The 23,781-nt window shown below is 68.3% G+C and carries 12 protein-coding genes; 1 reads left to right on the forward strand and 11 read right to left on the reverse strand.

Going from position 1 to position 23,781, the window contains the following annotated elements; translation table 11 throughout:
* Window positions 1–108: 108 nt before the first annotated feature.
* The 10 genes from ACYOEI_RS27255 to ACYOEI_RS27300 form a co-directional block, all read right to left on the reverse strand.
* Complete coding sequence (locus tag ACYOEI_RS27255; RefSeq protein WP_462852803.1) at window positions 109–861, reverse strand: Npun_F0296 family exosortase-dependent surface protein; 753 nt, start codon at window positions 859–861, stop codon at window positions 109–111.
* Window positions 862–1,300: 439 nt separating this feature from the next.
* A complete protein-coding gene (locus tag ACYOEI_RS27260; protein WP_462852804.1) occupies window positions 1,301–2,614 on the reverse strand; it encodes a redoxin domain-containing protein in 1,314 nt (437 codons plus the stop codon).
* Between the two features lie 882 nt (window positions 2,615–3,496).
* Window positions 3,497–4,450, reverse strand: coding sequence for a hypothetical protein (locus ACYOEI_RS27265; RefSeq protein WP_462852805.1), 954 nt, complete (start codon window positions 4,448–4,450; stop codon window positions 3,497–3,499).
* A gap of 280 nt (window positions 4,451–4,730) precedes the next feature.
* Window positions 4,731–7,148 (reverse strand): glutamine amidotransferase, encoded by a 2,418-nt coding sequence (locus tag ACYOEI_RS27270; RefSeq protein ID WP_462852806.1) that lies wholly within the window; start codon window positions 7,146–7,148, stop codon window positions 4,731–4,733.
* Window positions 7,145–11,320 (reverse strand): DUF4175 family protein, encoded by a 4,176-nt coding sequence (locus tag ACYOEI_RS27275; RefSeq protein ID WP_462852807.1) that lies wholly within the window; start codon window positions 11,318–11,320, stop codon window positions 7,145–7,147. Before ACYOEI_RS27275 ends, ACYOEI_RS27270 begins: the two co-directional genes overlap by 4 nt.
* A complete protein-coding gene (locus tag ACYOEI_RS27280; RefSeq protein WP_462852808.1) occupies window positions 11,317–13,434 on the reverse strand; it encodes a BatA domain-containing protein in 2,118 nt (705 codons plus the stop codon). Before ACYOEI_RS27280 ends, ACYOEI_RS27275 begins: the two co-directional genes overlap by 4 nt.
* Window positions 13,431–14,432 (reverse strand): DUF58 domain-containing protein, encoded by a 1,002-nt coding sequence (locus ACYOEI_RS27285; RefSeq protein WP_462852809.1) that lies wholly within the window; start codon window positions 14,430–14,432, stop codon window positions 13,431–13,433. The genes ACYOEI_RS27280 and ACYOEI_RS27285 overlap by 4 nt, the downstream gene beginning before the upstream one ends.
* Window positions 14,432–15,442, reverse strand: a complete 1,011-nt coding sequence (locus tag ACYOEI_RS27290) for an AAA family ATPase (protein ID WP_462852810.1) — start codon at window positions 15,440–15,442, stop codon at window positions 14,432–14,434. Before ACYOEI_RS27290 ends, ACYOEI_RS27285 begins: the two co-directional genes overlap by 1 nt.
* A gap of 73 nt (window positions 15,443–15,515) precedes the next feature.
* Window positions 15,516–16,394, reverse strand: a complete 879-nt coding sequence (locus tag ACYOEI_RS27295) for a DUF4159 domain-containing protein (RefSeq protein ID WP_462852811.1) — start codon at window positions 16,392–16,394, stop codon at window positions 15,516–15,518.
* Window positions 16,391–19,036 carry a tetratricopeptide repeat protein gene (locus ACYOEI_RS27300; RefSeq protein ID WP_462852812.1) on the reverse strand — a complete coding sequence of 882 codons (2,646 nt, stop codon included), beginning with the start codon at window positions 19,034–19,036 and terminating at the stop codon, window positions 16,391–16,393. Before ACYOEI_RS27300 ends, ACYOEI_RS27295 begins: the two co-directional genes overlap by 4 nt.
* A 1,285-nt stretch (window positions 19,037–20,321) precedes the next feature.
* Here ACYOEI_RS27300 and ACYOEI_RS27305 point away from each other — a divergent pair.
* Entirely contained in the window at window positions 20,322–21,986 is a 1,665-nt protein-coding gene (locus tag ACYOEI_RS27305) for an alkaline phosphatase family protein (protein WP_462852813.1), read from the forward strand.
* Window positions 21,987–22,091: 105 nt separating this feature from the next.
* Here the strand turns inward: ACYOEI_RS27305 and ACYOEI_RS27310 are convergent, their stop codons facing one another.
* Window positions 22,092–23,708, reverse strand: coding sequence for a tetratricopeptide repeat protein (locus ACYOEI_RS27310; protein ID WP_462852814.1), 1,617 nt, complete (start codon window positions 23,706–23,708; stop codon window positions 22,092–22,094).
* Window positions 23,709–23,781 lie beyond the last annotated feature (73 nt).

A 23,781-nucleotide genomic window follows, 5' to 3' on the forward strand; every position in this document is an offset into this window, starting at 1 on the left:
CCCCGGCCCACCGCTTGGGTGGGCCGGGGGATCCTCCCCGACCGCCCGGCTTCCCAGCCGGACTCATTCTCGGAGGAGCGACCCCGGGGCCGCGTTGTGTTGAGAGGCTCAGGCCGAGGCCCGTCGGCTGCGGAAGGCCTTGAGGGAGCCGAGGCCGAGGATCAAGGAGAGGACGATCGAGGAGGGCTCGGGGACGGCCGGGATGGTCAGCACCGGGGTGCCCGGGGTGGTGGTCGGGGCGGTCGACCGGATGCTGTGGTTGTCGGTCTCGAAGCCCGAGCCGGAGCTGTTGTTCTGGAAGACGATCGAGGTGAACTGGGTCCCGTCCGTCCCGGTGACGTCGACGTAAGCGAACGGCTCATTCGAGTCCTGCGACCGGTTGTTCGGGTTGCCGTAGTAGGCCGAGGAGTTCGACTGGGTGTTGATGAACGAGATCAGGTCGCCGACGTTGAACGTCCCCACCAGGCTCGACCCGTTGTAGAACTTGATGACGTTCTGGTTGTCGCCCGCCAGCCACTCGAAGCCGAAGTAGGACTGGGGCGAGTTCAAGGTCAGGGTCATCGACGTCTGATGGCTCTGGGCCCCGATCGCGACGTACTGCGAGGTGTTCGAGCCGCCGTACGAGTCGGGGGCCACGATCGCGATCCCCTGCGACCCGGACGTGTAATTGCCGATCGAGGACGAGATCGACGACTTGAGGCCGGTGCTGTAGGAGTTGAACGACTCGGTCATCACGCCGGAGACGGTCGAGGCCTGAACGTTGGGGGCCTCGAGGCTAACGACCAGGGCGGCCTTCGCGTCGCCCGAAACGGCACCGAACGATCCCGCAACCACCAGCATCGAAGCCACGAATCGTCGCATCGAAAACCTCTTCGTTTGAGTTGGGGAACGCCGTCGGCCCCTGCCGTCGCCCGTCGCGACCCGGCTTATTTGCGTGTCAACGTCAGCACTGAGGAAGACAATATCGGGCCTTTCAACGCGCCGCAAAGCCAGTACGACGAAGATGCTTTTTTACAACACCAACCCATCCAAGCATCCCCATCCTCCAGATGCCGGCATCGGAGACGGTCCGGCCTCGAGATTCCTCCTCGCCCTACGGAGAAAGGGTAGCTCAGGATTCTGGGCTTGCTGTCAATGTCGACAGAAAGCCCCATCGGTGCCTTCTCAGATCATGCGGGTGCGTCAGCTTTGCGGGGAAGCGGGCCGAAGGGAACCGCCTCTCCCGACGTTGAGACGCAATAGGGTCACGATAGTCCAAAGTGGCCACGATAGGCACGATCGATCCGCGGGGGCATCAAGGTCACGAAGCGGCCTCTTTGAGCCGTTCCGCCAGCGCTTTTTCGTCACCCGGCACGAGCTTACCGTCCGGGTCGATCAGGATCACCGTGCCCAGGCCGGGGAGGCCGAAGCGTTCCCAGGTCCGGAAGGTGGTGTCGAGCAGGATCGGGAACGGGAAGGTCTTTCGTCCCCAGACGTGCTCGAGGATGGGCGCGAGCCTCCGGTCGACGTCGGCCATCGACGCGACCGAGCCGTCGTCCTCGATGCAGACGGTGAGGATCTGGTACTGGTCGCGTTGCGCGGCGTGGGCCTCGTCGAAGGCCATCAGCTTGGGCAGGCCCGTCTTCAAGCAAGGGCGGCAACTGAAGCCCCAGAAGTCGACCAGGAGCCACTTGCCCTTGAAGTCGGAGGGCTGCGTTTCCTTGGGGACGCCCTTGGCCTCGGTCACATGCCAGCGGGGCGGGGGCTCCCCGAAGTGCTTGGTGTAGTCGCTCCAGATCCCTTCCGACTTGGCCTTGGCGATCTTCTCGGGCATCTGGACACCGTGCTTCGCCAGGATCAGCCGTCCGAGATCCAATTCGGGCACATCGCCTTTCAGCTCGATAGGACGATCGGGGACGAGCTCGCCCTCGAACAGGTCCTGGTCGGCAAACTGGCTGTACGCCTGGAGCGAGTACGAGCCCAGGGGCAGACGGACGTCGAGCTTCGCCTCGAACGACCCACAACTGACGATTCGGGGCGAATCGATGGGGTGAGAAGGATATTCAGGCAGGTTGATATAAACGTGGGTCCAGGCGGGTTGCTGGCCAAGCCCCGGCCCTTCGAACGACCCGAAGACGCGCACCAAGGGACCCAACCGGATCTCGACCGCGGCCTCGGGATCCTTCGGGATCACGACCAGGCCGCCCCGCCGTCGCGCACGGTCCATCGCCATCACCGCGCGATGAACACCGTCGTACGCCATCGAGAACCGCCCGTCCGGCCCCGTCGTCACGACCTTCTCTCGGCCTCGGGCCGCGGTGTGGGGCTCCATCCGCCCGAGGTTCCCCCAAAACGCCTTCACATCTTCAGGCTTGCTGAAATCCAAAGTCTTACCGGCTTCGTCCGTGCCGGTCCCATTGGCCCTCCAGAACTCATCGACGTCCGCGTCGGCGACGGGAATTCCCGTCTCGTCGACGACGCGTCCCCGGATCGTCCTCGACTCTCCGGCTAGGGCACCGACCGCGAGGACCAGCAAGACAAGCGCCGATCGGCCCACGGACAGGCCCAACGACATCGCCCGCCCCGGGCGACCTCCGATGACAAAGCTACGGAGCAAGGCTCGCGACATCGACATCCCCACAGGTTGATCCCACCACGATCACAAATGCCACGCTCAGCCTCAACAAGAGCATGGACAATGATCCACGCGTCCACAATTTGCTGGACGAGCCAACGACACTTGTAGCACACGGACTCAAATCGCACAATCGTCATGTCCAGAGGGATTGAAATTCGTCGTGATGCAATCGCCATCGAGCGCGTCCGGAGCTGCTTTGGGAAGGCCTGACCGGCGGACGTCGGCCCGAAGCGTCGCGGCGAGGCGAACGATCGGCGTGGTCAACGCGGCATAGTTCGACGCGGGTGCGAGCGCATCCAACCTCCTGAGACTCGCTGTCGCCCTGATCCGGAGTAGCTCTCTCCGAACCTCGTAGTCGACGATCACTGGTACGATGATGATCGCCCCGGACATATCGAGTGCGCAGAGCCGAGTCCGACAACGATCAGGACCGGGCTTCCCGATTGGTCCTGTTGCCAACCCAACCGGTCCCGAGTCGAGGAGTATGAGACGAGCCACTCAGTCGCGCCCTTTGAACTGCGGGCGAAGGGGGTGTGACTCGACAAACCCTTGCATGAATTCTTCCCAACGCCCGTCGGTATCAGACTCGTCCGTCATCGTTTCCAGCTCCCGGAGCATCTCCTGGAATCTCTCGGAGCGAGCTTTGCGTTCTTCGGACGATAGGGAGATAAGGCGCCCCGAGTTGTCGACGGCCGAGTTCGGAATCTCGTGAGGGGTTTTTGTTTGTTGGGACATGAGGAACTCCCCAGTGTTCGCCACCACCTCAGGGCGCGGGAAACGATGACTCTATCGCACGACGATCGGCTTCATCGATCTACGAAATGACCAGGCTCTCGCCGAATCCGTCAAATCGACCACCGCCAAGTCTCGCGAACCTTATCACTTCTGGGCTTCGACCGGCTTGCTCCCGTAGAGGCGGGAGAGCTCGAGCATCAAGGGCTCGAGGCGTCGGTAGTACTCGTCGTCGCCGAGCTTGGCTTTCTCATCGCGGAGGGCGGCGATGGAGACTTCGAGCTGGTCGCGGCGTTGGCGGACCTCGGCGGGGAGGGCACGCTCGCGGTCGCTGGGAATGAGGTGGAGCTGGTAGGCCCGGAGGCCGTCGAGGGGGGCGCCGTCCTTGGCGCGTCGGGTGGCGCGGACGCCCCGGAAGAAGTCGGGAGGAGTGCCGAGCTTGTCGCCGTTGTCGTCGATCAGGGAGTGCTCGCTGGCGAGTTGAGATTTGCTGCGATACGACTCCTGGACGCGGCCGCTGGCGATCAGGAACGCTTCCAGGAGGGAGACCTGGCCGTCCTTGTCGAGGTCGGAGCGGGGGTCGCCGATCGCCTCGGCGAGGTACTGGCCGAAGCGGGCGAAGTTCTGCTCGTTGCCGCTGCGGGTCGCCGTGACGATGATGCGGTTGGCGCCCGAGAGCTTGTTCAGGAACGGGCCGCTCGCCGAAGTGCAGTCCAGCACGGCCAGGGGCCGCTTGATCGGGGCGAGCCACTCGGCGAGCTCGGTGACCGACACGTCGGCCCCTCGCAGGTTGTATTTGGCCTCACGGCCGTCGAACGTGCCGTGGCCGATCAGGACGAGCCAGAGCGGCCCCCGGCCCGATTTCGCCTCCTCCGCGAGCACCGAACGCAGCCGATCGCGGTCCGAGCTCCCCGCCGACTCCGGCTGCTGCCCGATCGGGATCAGTTCGGCCGAGGCTTTCCCTACCGCCTCTTTCCAGTGATCGGCCCAACGGCGGAACTGGGCCTCGTACTCCGGCGTCCCCGGCGCACCGACCACGACCACGACGCAAGGCCGGTCGTCGTTCCCCGGCTCGGCCCCGACGCTCGGACCCGCAGCCAAGAAACTCAACGCCGTCAGCAGTGCGAAGGTCTTCAGGAATCGCCGAGACGTCCGATTCCTCGACGACGTCTCCCGTGGCAACCCGATAGGCGATGCCCCCCCTACCCGGAAACGAAGGCGTTCCCGTAGGGTGGGCATCGCCCACCGAGCATGTCCCTCGACATTGCGAAATAAATTCACTGGCTTGCGCTTCGGGCTCGTATCGGACGACGATACTCGGCTCTCGAGTCTGGGCATGGGTTTCCCCAAGAGGGTCGGGCATCGATCGGTGCGCGTCAGGTCAGGCCAACCCGTTGATGCGTCTGAGGCCCCACTCGGCGGTCAGGCAGGCGATGGCGATGAGGAAATAGAGGGGGTTGTGCCACAGCGGCGAGGTCCAGGGTTCGGTGATCGGGGCGTGCCGCGAGGGGAGGCTGTTGACGAACGAGTCGAGGCGATTCCCGTCAATGACCTCGCCGCCGGTCTTCTTGGCGATCGTCTCGAGGTAGTTGCGGTCGGGGGCGAGGCGTGCGAATTCGTCGGCGGAGGGCTGGGCGGCCCAGCCGGTCTCGCGCTCGCCCACGGCGCTGCCGTCGGGGGCGGTCGCGGTCGCGACGACGCGATAGGGCCCCGGCTGCTTGGGCACGTAGGTCGCGGCGTAGGCGCCGGACTCCCGGCCGTCGGGCTCGGCGTCGAGGGTCATGGTGTCCCCCCCCGGGAGGGTCAGCTTGAGGGCGACCTTGGCGTTGTCGAGCGGGCGGTACTCGGCGTCCCGGACGCGGGCGGTCAGCTCGATGGTGGAGGAGGTCGAGCCTTCCTTCGGCTTCGCCGCGATCTCGACCCGGCCGGGGACGTCCCCGACGAGCCAGCGCACGGTCTGCCGCCAGGAGCGTTCGAGGTCGCTCTCGGTGGTGTCGTCGCGTCGCATCCCCCACCGCCAGAGGTCGCCGACGAGGAGTGCCCCGACGTGCCCCTTGCCGAACTGCTGGGCCACGAGCGCCGGCGCGGTCTCGCCGCCGGGGTCGCGGACCTGCGAGAGGACGGCGGCCCCCGGCTTGATGTCGCCGGCCCGGTTCACGGTGTGGAACGGGGGCATGGTCGCCAGCCGCTTCTCTTCCTCGTCCTCCGTCTTGCGGACGCGGACCCAGGGCTGGAGCCAACCTTCTCGAGTCAGCACCAACTGATACGACCCGCCCCCCACCGGTTCGGCGGCGACCCGGTTCAGGTAGATCGGGAGGAGGTCGCCGACCGGCGTCCGGTCATACTTGCCGTCGGCGAACGAGTCCGGGCCGCCGAGCATCAGGAAGCCGCCCCCTCGCAGGCTCACGAAGTTCCGCAGGAGCGCGAGTTGGTCCTGGGTGAAGAACGCGGACTCGACGTCGTCGAGGACGACCGCGTGGTAGCGGTAGAGGGCTTCGGCCTCCTTGGGAAAGCCGTCCCGGAGCTCGACCTCGTCCGTCCCGAGACGGATCAGGACCGGCTGGTCGGAACGTTCGGCAGTGTCGGCGTCGGGGTTGTCGAAGCCGTCGTAGAGGGGGGAGCTCGGCTGGCTCCGGGAGCTTCGGAAGTCGAACTTCGGCTGGCGACGCGCGATCCGCAGGAGCCCCACAAGCTCGATCTGCTTGTCCTCCTCCAGGGCGCGCCGGAGGAACTTGAACTCCCAGTTGGGACGCCCGCCGACATACAGCACCCGATAAGGCCCCCCCCCTTGGTCGACGACGACGAGCCGACTGTTGTTCGCGAGCGTCTGCTCGCCCGAAGGCGACGCCGAAGTCGCCGGCGCGGATGCGGGTGCGGGTGGCGATTGCGACGGCGACCCGGCCGGTGGGGCCGCTTCGGTCTTCTCCTTGGGCTCGTCCGACGCGGCGAAGGCATTCACGCGATAGAAGTTCACGCCCCGGTGATCAGGACGGAACTGGAACCGGAAGCTGAGGGGCTTGCCGTCTCCACCGGCCTTCGCCTCGAGGCGTTCGAGCGGCTTGCCGGCCCCGTCGGTGACCGTGGCGACGATTGTCTCGCCCGAGTAGCCCACGGCGTTGACGTCGGCGCGGACGACCACCGGCGCGGATTCAAAATTGGTCTGGCTGATCGAGACGTTGCTCACGCCGACGTCCTTGGCCACCCCCGGCGACGGCGGGATGACGGGGTAGACCGGCGGGAGGGACGCCCAGTCGACCTCGCCGAGATCGGTCCGGTTGCCGTCGGTCACGAGCAGGACGCCCGCGAGCGGCAGGCCTTTGAATCGTCTCGAGAGTGCGGAGAGGGACGCCGAGAGGGACGAGCCGGTGCCGTCGAACCGGAGCGTCTCGAACCCGTCGACCGCGCGGAGGTGCGAGTCGAACGCGTAACCGCGGACGTCGAAGTCCTGGCCGAGCCGGGTCTTCCAGGGCGACTCCTTGCCGAGCAGGTCGCGGACCCAGTCACCCCGAGTCGTCGCGGACCGGTCGTCTCGGATGAGGAGGCTCTGGCTATTGTCCGCCATGATCACGAAGGCGTTCGCCCCTCGCCTCGGCCTCGAGCCGGCCAGGAGCGGCTCGAGCAGGCTGAGGGCCAGGGCCGCGAACCCGAGCCCCTTGAGCACCGCGCAGAGGATCCGGACCTTCCGCGACGCCCGTGCCCGGCCATAGCTCCACAGCAGCGCCGCGGCGGCGACGGCGAACACCCCGAGGGCGACCGAGAGCCACTGGGGAGCGCCCCAGACCAGGGACGGCATCGTCATAAGCCACTCCCGAGACGTTCGTAGTATCGGCGTACCCCTTCGGTGAACTGGGGGGGGACGGGATCGCGATCGATGGGGACGAGGGCGTCGGGCGACTCGCGGCGGCGGACCTCCTCGGCGACCCGGTTCTGGAGCTCACGGATCGGGTCGGCGACCATGCCCTTGAGCTTCGTCCAGTCGGGCATCTTGGAGTGCCGCTTGAAGTCCTCGCGGGCCCCCCGGGCGCGGTCGCGGATCCGCGCCGCCTCGGAGCGCAGCTCGGGGTCCTCGAGCAGTTCCTCCACGTCCCTCAGGCGATCGGACCACTCCCGGAACCCTTCGCCGGTGATCGGCCCCGCGGGCCCGCCGGGGATGCCCTGGAGCATCTGGTCGAGTTCGGACGAGCCACCAGCCTCACCGCCGCCGCCACCTCCAGGCCCCCCGGCCCCGCCGCGGTTGTTGTTCCCCCGCAAGCCGCCTCCCGCCTGCTGACCTCGCCCCTGGCCCCCTCCCTGGCCTTGCTGACCGCCCTGTCCTTGGCCCCCTTGGGCTTGCTGACCCTGCTGACCGCCTTGTCCTTGTTCCCCTTCTTGGCCTTGCTGGCCCTGCTGGCCGCCTTGCTGACCTCCCTGTTGCCCCTGCTGGCCGCCTTGCTGGCCCTGCTGGCCTCCCTGACCCTGCTGACCGCCTTGCCGACCTTGCTGGCCCTCTTGGCCCGGCTGGTCGCCTTGGCCTTGCTGACCCCCTTGCTGGTCCGGAGGACCGCCCTGTTGGCCTCTCTGACCCGGGCGACTCTGCTGGCCAGTCTGGCCTGGCTGTCCCTGTGGGTTTAGCGCGTCGGCCTCCTGGCCCTCCGCCCTTGGCTGGCCAGGCTCGGCCTGCGCACCGGGTTCGCCCGGCTGGCCCTGGCCTTGGCCCTGTCGGCGTTGTTGTTGCGGCCCCTGGGGATTGCGACGACCTCCCTGTTGGGGCGTCTGGCCTTTCTGTTGGGCATCCCGACCCTGGCGGCCTTCCTGGGCCTCCTGGCCATCCTGAGCGTCGCCGGGCTGTGTCGAGTCCTGGCCATCGGGCCTCGGCTGCCCCTTCGTGTTCGGGCCGCCTTGACCGGGCTGGTTGGGCCGACGCGACGGGTTGTTCCCCTGGCCGGGCCGGTCAGTGCCGGTGGCCTGGGCGATCTCGCGGTTGACCTGGTCGGCGAGCGTCTCGAGCTCCCCTTGCGCCCGGCGGAGGGCGGCCGTCTCGTCGCCGAGGACCCCTTCGGCCGCGCGTTCGACGCCCGCACGCAACTGCTCGAGCCCCTTGCTCGCGAGGCGCGACGTCTTGGCCGCGTCCTCACCGATCCCCGCGTCGACGAGCTGTTGGGTGACCTTCAGGGCGTCGGGGATCGTCTGCTCCTCGGCTTTCTTGACGGTGTCGAAGAGCCCTTTGGCGAGGAGGGGCTCGGTCTCCTCGGCCTCTTGCACGGTCTGGCGCATCTGCTCGAGGAGTTTGTCGAGCTTCGTCTGCTGCTGTTCGAGACCCTTGCGGACCGGCTGGCGGTCGGCGTCGTCCCGGAGCGAGCGCGAGGGCTTGTTGTTCCAGGCGTCAATCTGGTCGGAGAGTCGTTTCTGGTCCTCGTCCAGTTGCCGGGCCTGGTCGCGCATCTCGGTCATCGACTCGGCGAACCGGTCGGAGGCCTTCTTGCGGAGGTCTTCGCGGAGCTCGTTGAGCTGCCGGCCGGCGCGGCTCCCCTCGGTCACGGCCTGGGAGAGCCGGTTTTGCTCGAGCGCCTCGGAGGCCTGCCGGACGTGCTCGCGGGTCTCCTCGACCCCTTGTCGGGTCTCGGCCATCCGGTCCCGGTTCTCCTCGCCCTCCATCCGCTCCCGGAGCTCGTCGGTGTCGCGGAGGACCTGCTGCTGCTGGTCCCTGAGCCGCTTGAGCTGTCGCTCGATCTCCTCGCGGGCCTGGGGCTCCTTGGCCGCCTCGAGGGCGGATTGCAGCTCCTTGAGCCGGTCGTTGAGGTCGGTCTGGCGCTGGGCGAGCTCTCGGAGCCGGTTGAGGACCTGCCGGTCCTCGCGCTGTTCGCGTTCGCGAGGGGTGAGGTTCTCCGGCGCCTTGGCGGCGCTCCGCTCCTCGTAGCGGTTCTCGTCGGACGTGAGCTCGAGCTGCTCGAGCTGGCGCTGTGAGGCCCCGCCGCCGCCTCCTCCCCCTTGGCGCTGACGACGGTTGCCGCGGATGACCTCGAACTCGCGGGCCCGGAGCTTGAGCAGGGCCTGATACGCGGCCTGTTCGGCGGCGAGGGCCGGGCGTTGCGAGGCGATCGTCGCTTCCGCCAGCCGCGTCTCCGCCTCTTTCATGTGCATGACGGCGCGCTTCAGGTTCTCCTTCGACTTCGGGTCCTGGAGCCCCTCGCCGAGCTGCTCGGCCTGCTCGATCACCGCGTGCTGCGACTCCTTGAGGGTCTTCACGTCGTCCGCGAACTTCGCCGAAGGCTTGGCGCCGGCCTCCCTGCGGATGATCGTCCAGGTGCCGTTGATGACCTGCTTCTGGAGCTCGGCCAGCTCCTCCGCTTTCTGGGCGTTCCCGCCGCCTTCTTGCTGTCCCTCGTTCTCGGCCGAGCCGGACGGGGGCTGTTCTCCTTGGCGGAAGATCTCCTCGAAGTGCCGGACCTCGGCGAAGAACATGTCGCCGGAGGCCCGCCGGGTCATGCCGTCGGGCCCGATGTCCTCGGCCCAGAAGAAGTAGGTGACGAGCTGGTCGGGGGCGGCTTTCATCGCCTCGAAGTCGATGACATGCTCCGCCTTGACCTTGCGGATCGGGGCCGGCTTGCCCGAAGGCGAGGCGGGAGCCGGAGCAGGGGCCTTGGCCGAGGCGTTTAGCGACGCTGGTGTTGGGGCCGGGGCCTTGAGGACGAGCTCTTTCGGCTCCTGGCCGGCCAGCGAGTAGCTCAGGCCGTGGCGGACGACGCCGTAGTCGTCCTCGGCCTCGGCTCGGAGCGTGAGCTCCTCGACGGGCGAGACCCGGACGTCCTGGGTCGGCTGCTTCATCACCACGACCGGCGGGCGGTTCTTGGTGACGTTCACCACGATCTCGGCCGGCAGCTTGTTCGCGCGTTTCTCGCGGTCGACGAGCTGGACTCGGTAGCGTCGAGTCTCGTCGAGGGTGACGGTGGCGGAGTAAAGAGGCTCGCCCCCTTCGGCCTTCAGTTCGAGGATCTTCCCGGACGGGTCGACCAGTCGGGCCGTGGCGACGGCTTTGTTGAGGTGGCAGAGCAAGGTCAGCTCGGTCCCCTCGACGGCGGTGACGTGCCGGACGTCCTCGACCGTCTTCGGCTCGAGCGAGGTATACCCGGGGAAGAGGAGCTTGGCATCGGTGCGCTTGAGCTCGGGGTATTCGAACACCTGGACGCGATACGTCTCGGTCTGCTTGCCTTCGAACTCGACGCGATAGGAGAGGTCGGCTTCGACCGACTCGACCCTGGCGGCGAACGTCGGGTCTTCGAGGCTCCGCGTCATGGCCCTCGCAGGCACGGCCGAGGCGCCCTTCTCGTTCACGACGACGAGGCTCGCCTCGGGGGGCACATGGTCGTTGAAGCGGGCGACGACCAGGAGCGTGGACCCTCGCTCGATCGAGGTGTTGCCGGGGTCGACCTGGACTCCATGGGCATTGGCCGGGACCAGTCGCCCCGAGCGCCGGGCCTCGCTCGGGCGGGACTGCCCCGCCATACCGACGGCGACGACGATCAGCAGGCTGAGGGCCAGGGCATGGGCTAGTTGCGACCCGCGCAGTCGCCAGGTCGGCACAGTCTCGTCCCAGTTGTGCGCCCGCCGGTGGTCGAGGGCCTCGCGAATGACGTTGGCCTGGAGGAAGCCGAGTCGGTCCGAAGTCGTGGCCTCATCCTCCTCGACCGCGGCCAGGAGCCCGGCGTCCAGATCCGGGTGCCTCGCCTCGATGCGCCGGGCGACCCAGCGACGGTCGCGGGCCGACCGCAGGGCCAAAGCCGCGCAGAGGCCGGCCGAGGCCAGCAGGCTCAGCGCCCAGATGACGACGAAGGAGCGCGGGATCGCCCCGAAGCTCGGCTTCGAGAGCACGGCGATCGCCGCCAGGCCTGCCAGCGACCAGGCCAGCCAGCAGAGCGCCAGGAGGCTCCAGAGCCGGACCCGGCGGATACGTCGTGCAACCTGTTCCAGGGCCCGCCGCAATTCCCATCTCATGTCGCGAGGACCTCCGCAACGGCCGGGCGAGGCCGCTTGAGCCGCCCGGCGAGCCAGGTTTCGACGATCAGGACGCCGATCACCGCCAGGACCAACCAGCGCCAGAGCTTCTGGCGCCCTTCGAGCTCCCCGTTCCGCAACTGCCGGAGGTGCTCGGGATCCTCGACCTTCCGGGCGTGGGATGCCAACCGGCACCCGAACTGCTCGAGGGTCTCGACGTGCAAGGGCGCGGTCTTACTCTCCGCCGGGTCGAGGTTCACCGCGAACGCCCGCGCGCCTTCGCCCGCGCCGACCGTGTAAATACCGGGCTGGTCCGCCCCGGCGAACGTCGACGACCCCGACGCGAGCATCACGGTCGTCCCGTCCGGCTTGAGCACGGCACGTCCCTTACCGCCGGTGGTGCTCGAGGCCGTCGATGCCGGCAGCGGCACGCGGTCGTCCACCCGGAGGTTCGCCAGGTCGGCCTCCCCCGAGTTTCGGCCTTCGAGCAGGCCCGCCATCAGGGGGACGAACTTCGACGACCGCGCCAGCTGGCTATCGACGGGGTTCCAGCCGCTCGCCAACACCACGAGCCTCCCCGCCCCGACCGGCTTCTCGACGACGGCCGGGTCGCCGTTCTCGAACCGGGCGACCACGCGAACGTCCCCGAGGGCTGCCGACTCGAGGCGTCGATACTTCCAGAAATGAATCTTGGTAAAATCATTGAACTGTGGACCGGCGAGCGGGGCGAAGATCGGATGCTCGAAGGCGATCTCACCGAGCATCACGTCGCGGGGGACCGAACCGGCCTCGACGTCCAAGTCCGGGACCCCGGCGAGCCTCGCGAGCGTCTCGGCCTTGCCGGGGGAGGTGACGACGTCGAGCACCGTCCCCCCCTCGTTCATGTACGCCTTGAGCCGGTTGGCGTTCTCGAGCGTCGTCTCCGTCGCCAGGACGACGAGCGGCAGCGGCCGCAACGGCCCAAGGTCGAGGGCGACCGACGGGGCCTTGGCGACGACACGGACGCTTCGCCTCGGCGACTCGGGGAACACGCGCCCGAGGTAGTAGAGCAGGCCGGCGGGGTCATCGGCCGCGTCGGGGCCGACGTAGAGCACCGTCGCGTCTTCCTTGCGGGCGGTCGCGAGGTAGATCGTGTTGTCGAACGCGTGCGAGTCCCCGGTCAGCCGCAACGCCCGACGCAGGCCGGGGCCCGTCGGCAGCGGCACGCGGACGACCCGGCTCTCCCCCGGCGGAACGTACGCCGAGGTCGGCGCGACCGACGCGGCCCCCTTCTCATCCAGCCAGGCGAGCTCGAACGTCTCGACCTTCGAGCCAGGCTCGTTGGAGACCCGGACGCGGGGCCTCGGGTCGGCGCCGGTGTCGTTGGGGTCGGCGAGCCACTGCAGGCTCGCGTTCGAGCCCTCGTCGACGACCGTCTTGAGGTCGAGCTCGACGTCCGACGGCCATTCGAAGTCACCGAGGCCGTCGAGCCGGCTCCCTTGCTGGAGGTCGCCGATCAGGACCAGCTTCCTCGGCATCCGGGCGGCCTTCTCGCTCGAGTCGGCCTGCTCTTCGATCGTGGCGACGGCGTCGATCAGCGCCTGCCCCAGATCCGTCGCGGCCCAGCTCGGCGAGAGCGACCCGAGTCTCGACCGGGCGACATCCCCGCGCCGGGCCGGGTCGAGCGTCGCCGACTCCTCGAAGCCGAGCAGCGGTCGGGTCGACCCGTCGAACGCGAAGAGGGCGAGCTGGTCGCCGGGCCGGCACTCGGCGATGGCGGCGTCGGCGAGCGCCTTGGCCTTCGTCCAGAGGTCGTCGCGTCGCAGGCTCGCGCTCGTGTCCACGAGGATCGCGACCCGTCGTCGTTCGGCCTCGCCCGAGTCGAGCCGGGCGGGCTGGCGGAGGAAGGGCCTCGCGAACGCCAGGGCCAGGAGCGTCAGGGCCGTCGCCCGGAGGAGGAGCAGGAGGAGCTGATCCAGGCGGCTCCGCTTGGAGAGGCGAGGGGGGGAGGGGGCGAGGAACATGAGCGAGCTGAACTGGACCTCGCCCTTCGGGGCGCGCCGGATCAGGTGGAAGACGATCGGGGCCGCGATCGCGAGGGCCCCCAGGACGTAGAAGGGAGTGAGGAAACTCAACGGCCACCTCCCCGGCCCGGGGCGTTCCGCCGTCCCGGCTGCCGTCCCCGGCGCATCCGGGCTTTCAGGAGGTCGAAGAGGACGAGTTCGAGCGGCCGGTCGATCGTGATCGACTCGTACTCGACCCCCAGGTCGACGCACGCCTTGGCGATCTCGGCGGCGTGCTCGGAGAACCGGCGGAGGTACTCGGCCCTTGCTTCGGTGGGGTCGATGTAGAGTTCCCGCCCCGACTCGACGTCGAGGAACATCGCCGGCGTCTCGAAAGCGAAGGCGACTTCGGCCGGGTCGAGGACCCGCAGGACGACGACGTCATGGCCTCGGGAACGCAGGTAGCCGAGCCTCGTCCGGAGCAAGTCCGTCGGGGCCAGGAGGTCGGAGATGAGGACGATCAGGCCTCGTTTCCGCACGGTCGCCGCGATCTGTTCGAGCGGTCCGGCAAGGTCCGTCGCCTTCCCCTGGGGCTCGCGTTCGAGCACGGCCATGAGTCGCCGGAGATGCCCCGGGCGATGCCGAGGGGGGATGTACTCGGTGACCTTGTCCTCGAACGTGATCAGGCCGACCGCATCCCGCTGGGTGTTCAGGAAGTAGGCGATGGTGGCCGCCAGGGTCCGGGCGTACTCCCCTTTGCCGTACTCCCCCGACCGATACCCCATCGACCGGCTCATGTCGAGCACGAGCGTGCAGCGCAGGTTCGTCTCGTCCTCGAACCGCTTGACGTAGTACCGGTCCGAGCGGGCGAAGAGCCGCCAGTCGAGGTAGCGGGGGTCGTCGCCGGGGCTGTATTCGCGGTACTCGCTGAACTCGACCGAGAACCCGTGGTAGGGGCTGCGGTGGAGCCCTTTGATGAACCCTTCGACCGCGACCCTGGCCCGCATCTGGAGGCTCTTGATCCGCATCAACGCCCGAGGGTCGATCACCGAGCCGGGGCGTGCCGGGGCCCCGCCGTCGGGACGGCGAGGGGAGGGGCCGGAAGGTCGGGGGCGGGCAGGGGGGGCCATCAGCGGCGCGGTCCCTTCACGTGTTCGAGCAGGCGGTCGATCACGGAGTCGACGGTCACGCCGTCGGCCTCGGCCCGGTATCCGAGCAGGATCCGGTGCCTCAAGGTCGGGTGGGCGAGCGCCAGGATGTCGTCGGGCGTCGCGTGGAACCGGCCGGCGAGCAGGGCCCGGGCCTTGGCCCCGAGCACCAAGGACTGCGCCGCCCGGAGCCCCGCCCCCCAGCCGACCCAGTCGTTGACGAACGAGGGGGCTTCGGGGCCTGGGCGGCTGGCCGCCGCGAGGCGGACGGCGTGGCGGATCAGGTCCTCGGCGATCGGCACCTTGCGCACGACCTCGTGGAACTGGAGGACGTCCTTGCTGTCGAAGAGGGGCTCGATCGGATCCGAGCGCTTCGAGGTCGTCTGGCGGACGACCTCCACCTCGTCGTCTTCGGGCAGGTAGTCGACGATCACGTTGAACATGAACCGGTCGAGCTGGGCCTCGGGGAGCGAGTACGTCCCCTCCATCTCGATGGGGTTCTGCGTGGCGAGGACGAAGAACGGCTCCTCGAGCGGGTAGCGGACGCCCGCGGCGGTCACCTGGTGCTCCTGCATCGCCTCGAGGAGTGCGGCCTGGGTCTTGGGCGGGGTTCGGTTGATCTCGTCGGCGAGGATCACGTTGGCGAAGATCGGCCCCTTGACGAACTGCATCCGCCGGCGGCCGTCGCCGGTTTCTTCGAGGATCTCGGTGCCGGTGATGTCCGCCGGCATCAGGTCGGGGGTGAACTGGATCCGCTGGAACTTGAGGTGGAAGACCTGCGCGATCGTCCGGACCAAGAGCGTCTTCGCCAGGCCTGGGGCCCCGGTGATCAGGCAGTGGCCGCCGGCGAAGAGGCTGATCAGGAGTTGGTGGGTCGCCTCCTTCTGGCCGACGATGACCTTGGCGAGCTCGCGTTCGATCCGGCCGCGACTCTCGTGGATCGCCTCGACGACCCGGCGTTCCCCTTCGTAAGCGTCGACATCGTCGGTCACGATCGCTCCTTGTCCAGTCACGGGTCCAAACCAAGCCGAACGGCCGGGGTCCCCCGGGCCTCTCGCCCGAAGGTCAGTGGGTCATGGCGTAGGTCACGATGTTGATCCCCATCGGGTAGGCCTTCTTCTCGGAGAACTCCTTGAAGTACCAGGGATCTTCCCCCTCGCGTTCCCAGCCGTCGCCAAGGTCGGTGTTGTGGCAGATGATCGCCACCATCCGGTTCTTGTCGTCGAAGATCGCCCGGTAGTGGACGTCCCGGGTGTTCCCGTCGTGGTGCCACTCCCAGGTCACCCCCTGGTCGCGCCCCTGCATGGCCGAGCCGATGCTCGGGACCTGCGGCTTCTCCTTGAGCCGGTAGACGCAGCGGAAGATCTCATGGTCGGCGTCGAGCTCCTGCGGCTCGCGGTCGGGGAAGACGCGCTTGATCTGCTCGTAGAAGTTCTGCCACTGGGAGTCGCCCCAGAAGTCGTCGACCATCAGGAAGCCGCCGTTGAGCAGGTAGCGCCGGAGCGTCTTGACCTCCTCCTCGGTGAACTCCAGCCGGCCCGGCTCGATCATGTAGACGAACGGGTAGTCGAAGAGCGTCTCGTCGGTGATCTTCAGGTGGATCGGCTCGGGGTTGACCTTAAGCGCGGTGAGCTGCTGGAGGCGGTAGGAGAGGTTCAGGTCGCTGTCGGGCCAGTCGGTCGCCCACCCACCGCCGCGTCCCCCCCACCCCCGGCCGCCGAAACCGCCCCGGCGCCGGCCGAAGTTCTGGCCCGTGCCGTATTCGAGGCGGACAAACGTGAAAACATCGTTCTTGAATTTCTCGTCCACCTTCCAGTCCGGCACCCCGGCGCGGTCGTCGGGGAGCGACCCGTCCCACCACGGCTGGGCGAACGAACCGGCCGCGGCCGCCAGGATGGCGAGCGAGGCGAAGGCCAGGGTCAAGCGTTTGCGACGTCGAGTCATGGCTTCACTCCCTGGGAGCCCGGCGGTGGATGCGGCAGGAGGGCCGGAGTTGGGGGCGGCGGGGGAGAATCGGGGCCGGCCAGCTCGAGAAGGAGCCGGTGGGCGTCGAGAAACCTCGGCGCCTCTTCGAGCGACTTGAGCACCTCGCGCCTCGCCTCGGCGGGCTTCCCGGCCTCGCGGAGGAGCTTCGCCAGGCGGAAGTGGAGCTCGGCCGGGTCGGACTCGTCGAGCAGCGCCAAGGCCCGGTACGCGGCCACCGCCGCCTCGCGTCCCCCGAGCGCCTCCTCGGCGCGGGCGAGGGCCCGGTGCGGGGCCGGGATCAACGGGTTCACCGCCAGGAGCCGACGCGCGTTCTTCGCCACGCCTTTCCAGTCGCCCGAGGCCTCGTCCAGCTCCATCAATCGGAGATAGGCCGGGCCCGCGTCGCCGTCCCGCGCCGCCAGCGCCTCGAGCGCCGAGTGTTCGGCCCCCGTGTCGGACAATTTCCTGGCGACGACGGCTTGCAGCATGTAGGCGTTCTCCGGCCCGACGTATTCCGGAAAGAGCTCCTTGAGCTTCTCGAGGGCATGCCTGGCCCGCAGCCAGTTCTCCTCGGCCACGAACCGGGCCGCGAGACGTTTCCAGCCCCAGAAGCTCCTGGGGTGCGCCTCGACCCAGGTGGAGAGGGCCTTGGAATCGGCGTCCTGGGGAAGCTCAGGCTCCTCCCAGGTGGCTCCGGGGGCGACGGCCTGGGCCTTCTTGCGGGCGTACTCCGCGAATTCCCGATCTAATTGAACTAGCGACGTTTTTGTGCGAACCGGCAGCGCGTCGTTCATCGCCGTCCCGACGGCCAGGTCGTCGAGCAGCCCCTTCAGGCTCGGCAGGCCGAAACGCTCGACGAGGAACCCCACCGCCAGGGCCGACTCGTAGTAGGCGAACTGCAGGTGGTGCGGGGTCTCCGGGGCGAGGAAGGCCGCGCTCAGCTTGCTCAAGGGGGTCAGCGAATCCTCCAGGAGCATCGCGCGGAACCGGGGGTCCATCGGCATCCCCCAGGCGGGGTCCTGCCGCGACTCCTCGTAGACCGAAATCCCCTCGCTCAGCCACCTCGGCATCTTGTTATGGGTCTTCGTCAGCGTCACCACATGGCAGAATTCGTGCCAGAGCACGGCTTCCCAGTTCGAAGGGGTCTCTCCCTGCGACGCCGGGCTATTCGCCGTGATCAGCCGGCCGAAGCAGACCCCGAGGAATCCGTCCGCCCCCGGCAGTCCGAACGTCCGGACGGCGAACTCCTTCTTCTGCGGGAAAATCTCGACGATCACCGGCTCCTTGAGCGTCACCTCATACGTTTTGCAGAGCGTCTCCTTCGCCCGTCGCAGGAGGGCCAGCACGCGCTCGCCGTACAGGTCGGCCTCGCGCTTGTCCATCCGCACGAGGAACCCGTCGGACTCGAGCGTCCGGAATCCGGCGAGCCGGTCGCGGAGCGTGACGAGGTTGTAGGCGAGCACGTTGTAGCCGTCCTTGGCGAAAATCTCGCCGGCCAGCGTCCACCCTTCCGACTCGTCGCCGAGCCGTAACAGGTCGTTGCAGAGCTGGACCTTGGCGGGCGCGTACTCGGCGTCGAGCTCGAGCGCCCGGCGCTGCGCCGCGGACCCTTCGGCGAACCGGTATTTCTGGGAGAGCTCCCGCCCGATCAGGTGGTCCACCTCGGGGTTCGTCGCCCAGGGGGAGAGCGCCGAGCCTCGCGCGTCGGCCTCCCCCTTGGGGTCGTTCCGGAGGTGGGCCAGCACCGCACGATAGGCCCAGGCCCGAGGCTCCTTCGGGTTGACCTCGAAGACCCGCTTGAGCAGTTCCTCCGCCTCTGGATATCGCTCGGAATCGACCAGGTGGTCGACCCGCAACAGGAGGCTGTCGGCGTGGTTCGGGTTGATCTTCAGGGCGTCGTCCAGCGCCTTCTCCGACCGCGCCCGGTCTTCGCTCGAGAGGGCCGTCGCCAGCAAGACGTGATATTTCGGGTCCTCGGCCGCGTCCTTGGGTGCCTTCGCCAGAGTCGCCGAGGCCAGGGCGTTGTCCTGCTTATCCAGCGCCAGCTCCGCCGAGGCGAGATAGGCGTCGACGAGCTCGGGCTGCTCCTTGATGACGACGTCGTAAAACTGGTCGAGCACCTGCTTGGCATCCGCCCCCCGTAGGAGGAAGAACCTCCCGAGTGCGAGCCGCATCTCCGGCGAGAGGAACCTGCGAGGGGCCTCCCGCAAGATCGTCTCGATCGCCTTCATCTCGCCCGCGGCCGAATCCTCCCGGCCGTTCGCCCGATAGACCTGGCGCCCCAGCAAATGAAGCCCGAAGCTCGTGGGATACCGCTCCAGGGCCTCCTCCAGCGTCGCGGCCGCCTCGGGATACTTCCCGCGCGCCAGCTCCGCCTCGATCTTCAGGTGCGCCCAGCGCGGGTCACGCGTCCTCGCCCCGATCGCCTCCTCGGCCATCTTGGCGCACTCGTCGTACTTCCCCTTTCGCAGCGAGTCCTCGGCCTCCTCCAGGTCCGCTGCGGACGCGGTCGCGGCGAGCAGCCACGCGCCCAGACCCCAGAGGACCAGCTTCCAACGAGCCCCCGGCGTGCCTGGACCGGCTCCGGGCTTCGAACCCCTCGACAGGTCCGGGGACAACACCCCGCAATCGCCAGGTCCGGGGTGGGGGTGGCTTCGCCGCGGTAGCCCTTCCGGCGGCGTTCCTCGTTGCGAGGCGGGTGCGACCATGGAAGCCCATCCCTCTCGGAGTCGTCTTCCGTCCGTCCGAAATGTCTCAGCCAACCGCGATTATAGCCCGTGACGAAAGCCGTTTGCCAAGACTTTCCCAACATGCCTCGCCGACGGATCTCGCCCGAACGCGGGCGCATTCGACGAGGGGCTCACGCCCTTTCCGCATGCGTCCCGGAGACATCTTCGCACAGATTGGCCACGTCCCACTCAACATTGAAACCAGCCCGCAGGCGATGACACCAACCGCCATGTGGCAGGCCAATCCCGAAGAGCGCCAAGGAGCGAGACGACGGCCCCGCACAACTTCAAAATTTACACTTCTTAAGATTTTTGAAAAATAGACCTCACCATGCATCGATCCGCGCGAGATTCGTGCTCGGTCGGCGGAGGATTGGCGAAGAGGGTGGGCCGCGGGCTTCGGTCGTCAGCCACGACTCTCCGCCATCCCCGCCCTATGCGCAAAGAGTCTTTGCCCGAACGAGACGACCTCGATGACGAGAACCTCGGCGAAGAGACTCATCACGGTGACAAACATGGCCGGTCGCCTCAGGTGTTTGTCTCAAACGCACGACGGCGAGCGAGACCGCCCCAGAATGGACCTCGAGGATGCGTCACGATCATCGGTCCGGCGGTATGCGGAGAGTGATGAGGGGGGAGAAGTGGGGGCTGCCTTCGGGCTTCAACAAGCGATCAAATATTCGCGCCAATTCTTGAACATCAAAGAAAAGAAAAAGCCCGGGCCCCCCCGAGGGGCCCGGGCACAGCCAGGGAGAACGACGCTTGCTCGTGAATTGCACTCGAGTCTTCGGGTCAACTGCCTCATCGCAACTGTCGAAGCCGGCACCCTTTACATCGTTTGCCGCTCGAGTTGAGAGGGTAAAAAGCATCTCGTGTGCCACAGCGATTTTCTCCGCCCATATTCCAAGACCATTCGCCGTAACACGCCCGTCTTCTAGGACTTCCGACGAGCAAATTTTCCAAGCCGCCGAGACCGGCGGGGAGCAAGCCGATTTCTTCCTGCTTACAATTTCAACAAAGTCGTCGCGGATTTGAGCACTCGCCCCAATTCCGTCAAGACAGACCCGAGTCGCTTTTCCGATCGGCATTTCGGTAAGATGCTTCATCGGCGAATCTAGGGAATAGGCGAAGCCCAGGGCCGGTGGGTTCAGTTCGAGTGGCATAAGGATCGGGCGACATGAAGGTTTTCGTGCTGGGCCTGGACGGAGCGACGTGGGACATCCTCGGACCTTTGGTGAAGTCGGGAGACCTGCCGAATCTCTCGAGGCTGATGGAACGGGGGGTGTCGGGGTCGTTGAGCTCGGTCTTCCCCCCGCTCAGCCCGGTGGCCTGGACCGGGGTCATGACGGGGAAGAACTCCGGAAAGCACGGGGTCTTCGAGTTCCTCGAGTACGCGCACGACCCGCTCAAGGGGCGGGTGAACTCCTCGAGGTCGATCAAGACCGAGTTGGTCTGGGAGATCGCCGGCCGACACGGCAAGTCAACCGTGGCGGGGGGCGTCCCGATGAGCTACCCGCCGAGGAAGGCGCCCGGGTTCTATCTCGGCGACTTCCTCAGCCCGGCCGGTGCGCCCGACTTCTCCAGCGACCCGAAGATCTTCGCCGAGCTCGAGCAGGCCGTCGGCCCCTATCGCCCGTGGTCGGCCTCGGTCCACGACGGGGGGAATGAGGGGCCGGTGCTCGCCGACCTCACCGAGTTCCTCGACCACCACCTGAAGACGGTCCAGTTCCTCATGGGGCGCTGCGAGTGGGACCTCTTCATGTTCGACCTCATGGCGACCGACCGCGCCCAGCACGAGCTCTGGCACGTCTGGGATCCGTCGCACCGGCTCGCCAAGGGGCACGACTATTCCAAGCTCGCCTCGGGCTGCGTCGACTTCTGGAAGCGGCTCGACCGGGGCATCGGCGAGATCGAGGCCGCGCTGCCGCCCGACACCGCCCTGATCCTGATGAGCGACCACGGCTTCGGCCCGATCGAGTGGTACGTCAACTTCAACGTCTGGCTCCTCGAACGCGGCGACATCGCGCTCCAGGACTCGTTCTACGTCAAGCAGAAGCACTGGTTCTACAAGCAGGGGGCGACCCCCGAGTGGTTCTATAACCTGATGGGGCGGTTCGGCATGGCCGGCCAGCGCGTCAGCCGGTTCCGGGGGAAGCAGACGAGCCCCATCGAGCGACTCGCGGAGTCGGCCTTCCTCTCGCGAAGGCACATCGACTGGTCGCGGACCAAGGCTTATGCCCAGGGGAACTTCGGCCAGATCTTCCTGAACCTCAAGGGGAGGCAGCCCCAAGGGTGCGTCGCCCCCGAGGACGCCCGGTCGGTGCTCGACGACCTCAAGGCCGGGCTATTGGGGATCCCCCACCCCGAGACGGGCGCCCCGTTGGTCGAGCGGATCTACGAGCGCGACGACCTCTACTCCGGCCCGCACGCCCACCTCGCCCCCGACCTCACGGTCGTCCTGCACGACTGGCGGTACCGGACGATCGGCCTGCACGACTTCACGACCAACAAGCTGATCTCGCCCGCCTTCGGCCCGACGGGCGACCACCGGATGGAAGGGATGATCGTCGCCTCCGGCCCCGCGTTCCGCCCCGGGGCGACCCCGAAGGACGCCACCCTCCTGGACATCGCGCCGACGGTCCTCCACCTCCTCGGCGTCCCCGTCCCGCCCGACATGGACGGCCGGGTCCTCGGCGAGATCCTCGACCCCGCGCTCACCCTGGGCCTCGGCCAACCCGACGGATCCGCCCCCCTCGACGCCGAGGCCCCGGTGCCCGTCGCCTACTCCGAGGAGGAAGACGCCGAGATCCAGCAACGCCTGGCGGACCTCGGTTATCTCTGAGCCGTCGAGGTGGGTGCGACGAGGAGCCCTTTGGCGTAACGCCGCCGGGACGGGCCCTCGGGACCTGAGGAGGACGCTCCCCAGAGGCCGGCCCCGATCGCGGAATCAGTGGGCGGGGCCGGGGGAGGCCGTGGTGACGCTCGAGGCCTTGGCGGGGGGCGTCGCGGCCCCTCCGGGAGGCGACGCCTCCGCCCTCGTCCGCCACTTCATGGCCTCGTCGGGCTTCCCCCAGGACTCGTAGAGCTCCGCCAGGCGTGCGCGGGCCTTGTCGACGCTTGGTCGATCTTCGGCCGGGATGGCGGACTCGCGGAGCTTGAGGCCCTGGTAGCCCGAGACCAGCAGCGGCTCGGCCGCCTCGTACTTGCGCTGGGCCGCGAGGGCCCCGCCGAGGGCGGATTCGGCGTCGAACGTCGACCAGTCGTCGGGGAGGATCCGCTGCCGGATCGTAAGGCACTCGCGCAGCGGCAGCTCGGCCTCGGCGGGCTTCTTTTCGAGGAGGAGGGCCTCCCCGCGGACCGCCAAGGCCGAGGCCTTGGCGGGGGTCTCCGGCTTGCGTTCGAACAGGCTGCCGCCTTCCGAGACGAGGCCGGCGAGGCGATAGGCGACGGCGAGCCGGTTCCGGCAGTCGGCGGTGTCGGGGTGGTCGCTCCCCTCCTCGGCCTGGCGCAGGGCCAACGCCCGCTCGTACTGCTTGACCGCCAGGCCCGGCTCCCCGAGCCCGAGGTACGCCTGGCCCAGGATCTCTCGGACCGAGGCCTCCGCCTTCGGCCGTTCCCCGAACGTCCCCGAGACCCTGGACTCGGCCGTGTCCAGCGCCTTGCGCAGGGTCAGATCCCGGCCGTGGCCGCCGTTCCAGAACGTCTCGGAGAGCGAGCCTTCCTGCGGCCGGCCCGCCGACAGGACCGTCCCCTTGAAGAAGTCCAGGACGGCCCGGGTCTCTCGATCCGAGGCCCGGGCTTCCGCCTCCGCTACCTTCGACTCCTTGAGCTCCTCCACCGCGGCCATCCACGCCGCCTGCGCCTGGAGGAGCTTCGACGACCCCGGCTCGCCGCCGGGCCGTGCGGAGTCCGCCCCGGAGCCGCGGCCCTCGCCCGGGCCGGCGTCGGGGTCGTTGCCCGAGGCGTCCGACGTGGCGGAGTCGGAGCCCCGGCCGGCCCCGGGATCCTTGCTCGACGCCTGCGTCCCGGCCGCCTTCTTCGGCCCGAAGACGGCCGAATAGCCCCAGGCGCCGGCGACGCCGCAGGCCAGCGACACGGCGGCCGAGTAGAGCAGCACTCGGCCGGTCGAGGCCCCCTGGGGCGGCCCCAAGCGACGACGGTGATCGTCTCCCGACTCCGCCCGGCCCCCTTCCCGATCTTTCGAGGGCTCGCGACGTTCGCCGCCAGCGCCTCCCCGCGCCTTGCCCCCGCCGTCGTCGGTCTTCCTGCCCTCGTCCCCGGCCCGCCGGTGCCCCTGCCGGAGCTGGTCGGCCTCGACGGGGACGGCGGCGGAGTACCGGTCGTGGGCCGCGTCTTCGCCCCGGATCCGGCTCGTCTCGAGGGCCGTGGTCCGCTCCGGATCGGCGGCCGGCCCAGGGTGGGGGGGGGTGCCGGACGTCGCGATCACGGGGTCTCCGGCCCCGACGGCGGACGGACCGGTGGCCCCGGTCGTCTCCGCCCCTTCCTCCTGGGGCGTCCGGCGCCCTCGGCCTTCGTCATATCCTTCGTCGACTTCCGGTGCCATCGCTAGTGCTCCCCGCCATGACGCCGGCACGCCCCCCGCGAGGCGGGAGTGCCGGGCCAACTCAAGAAAGTCA

The organism is Singulisphaera rosea (genome assembly GCF_054877945.1).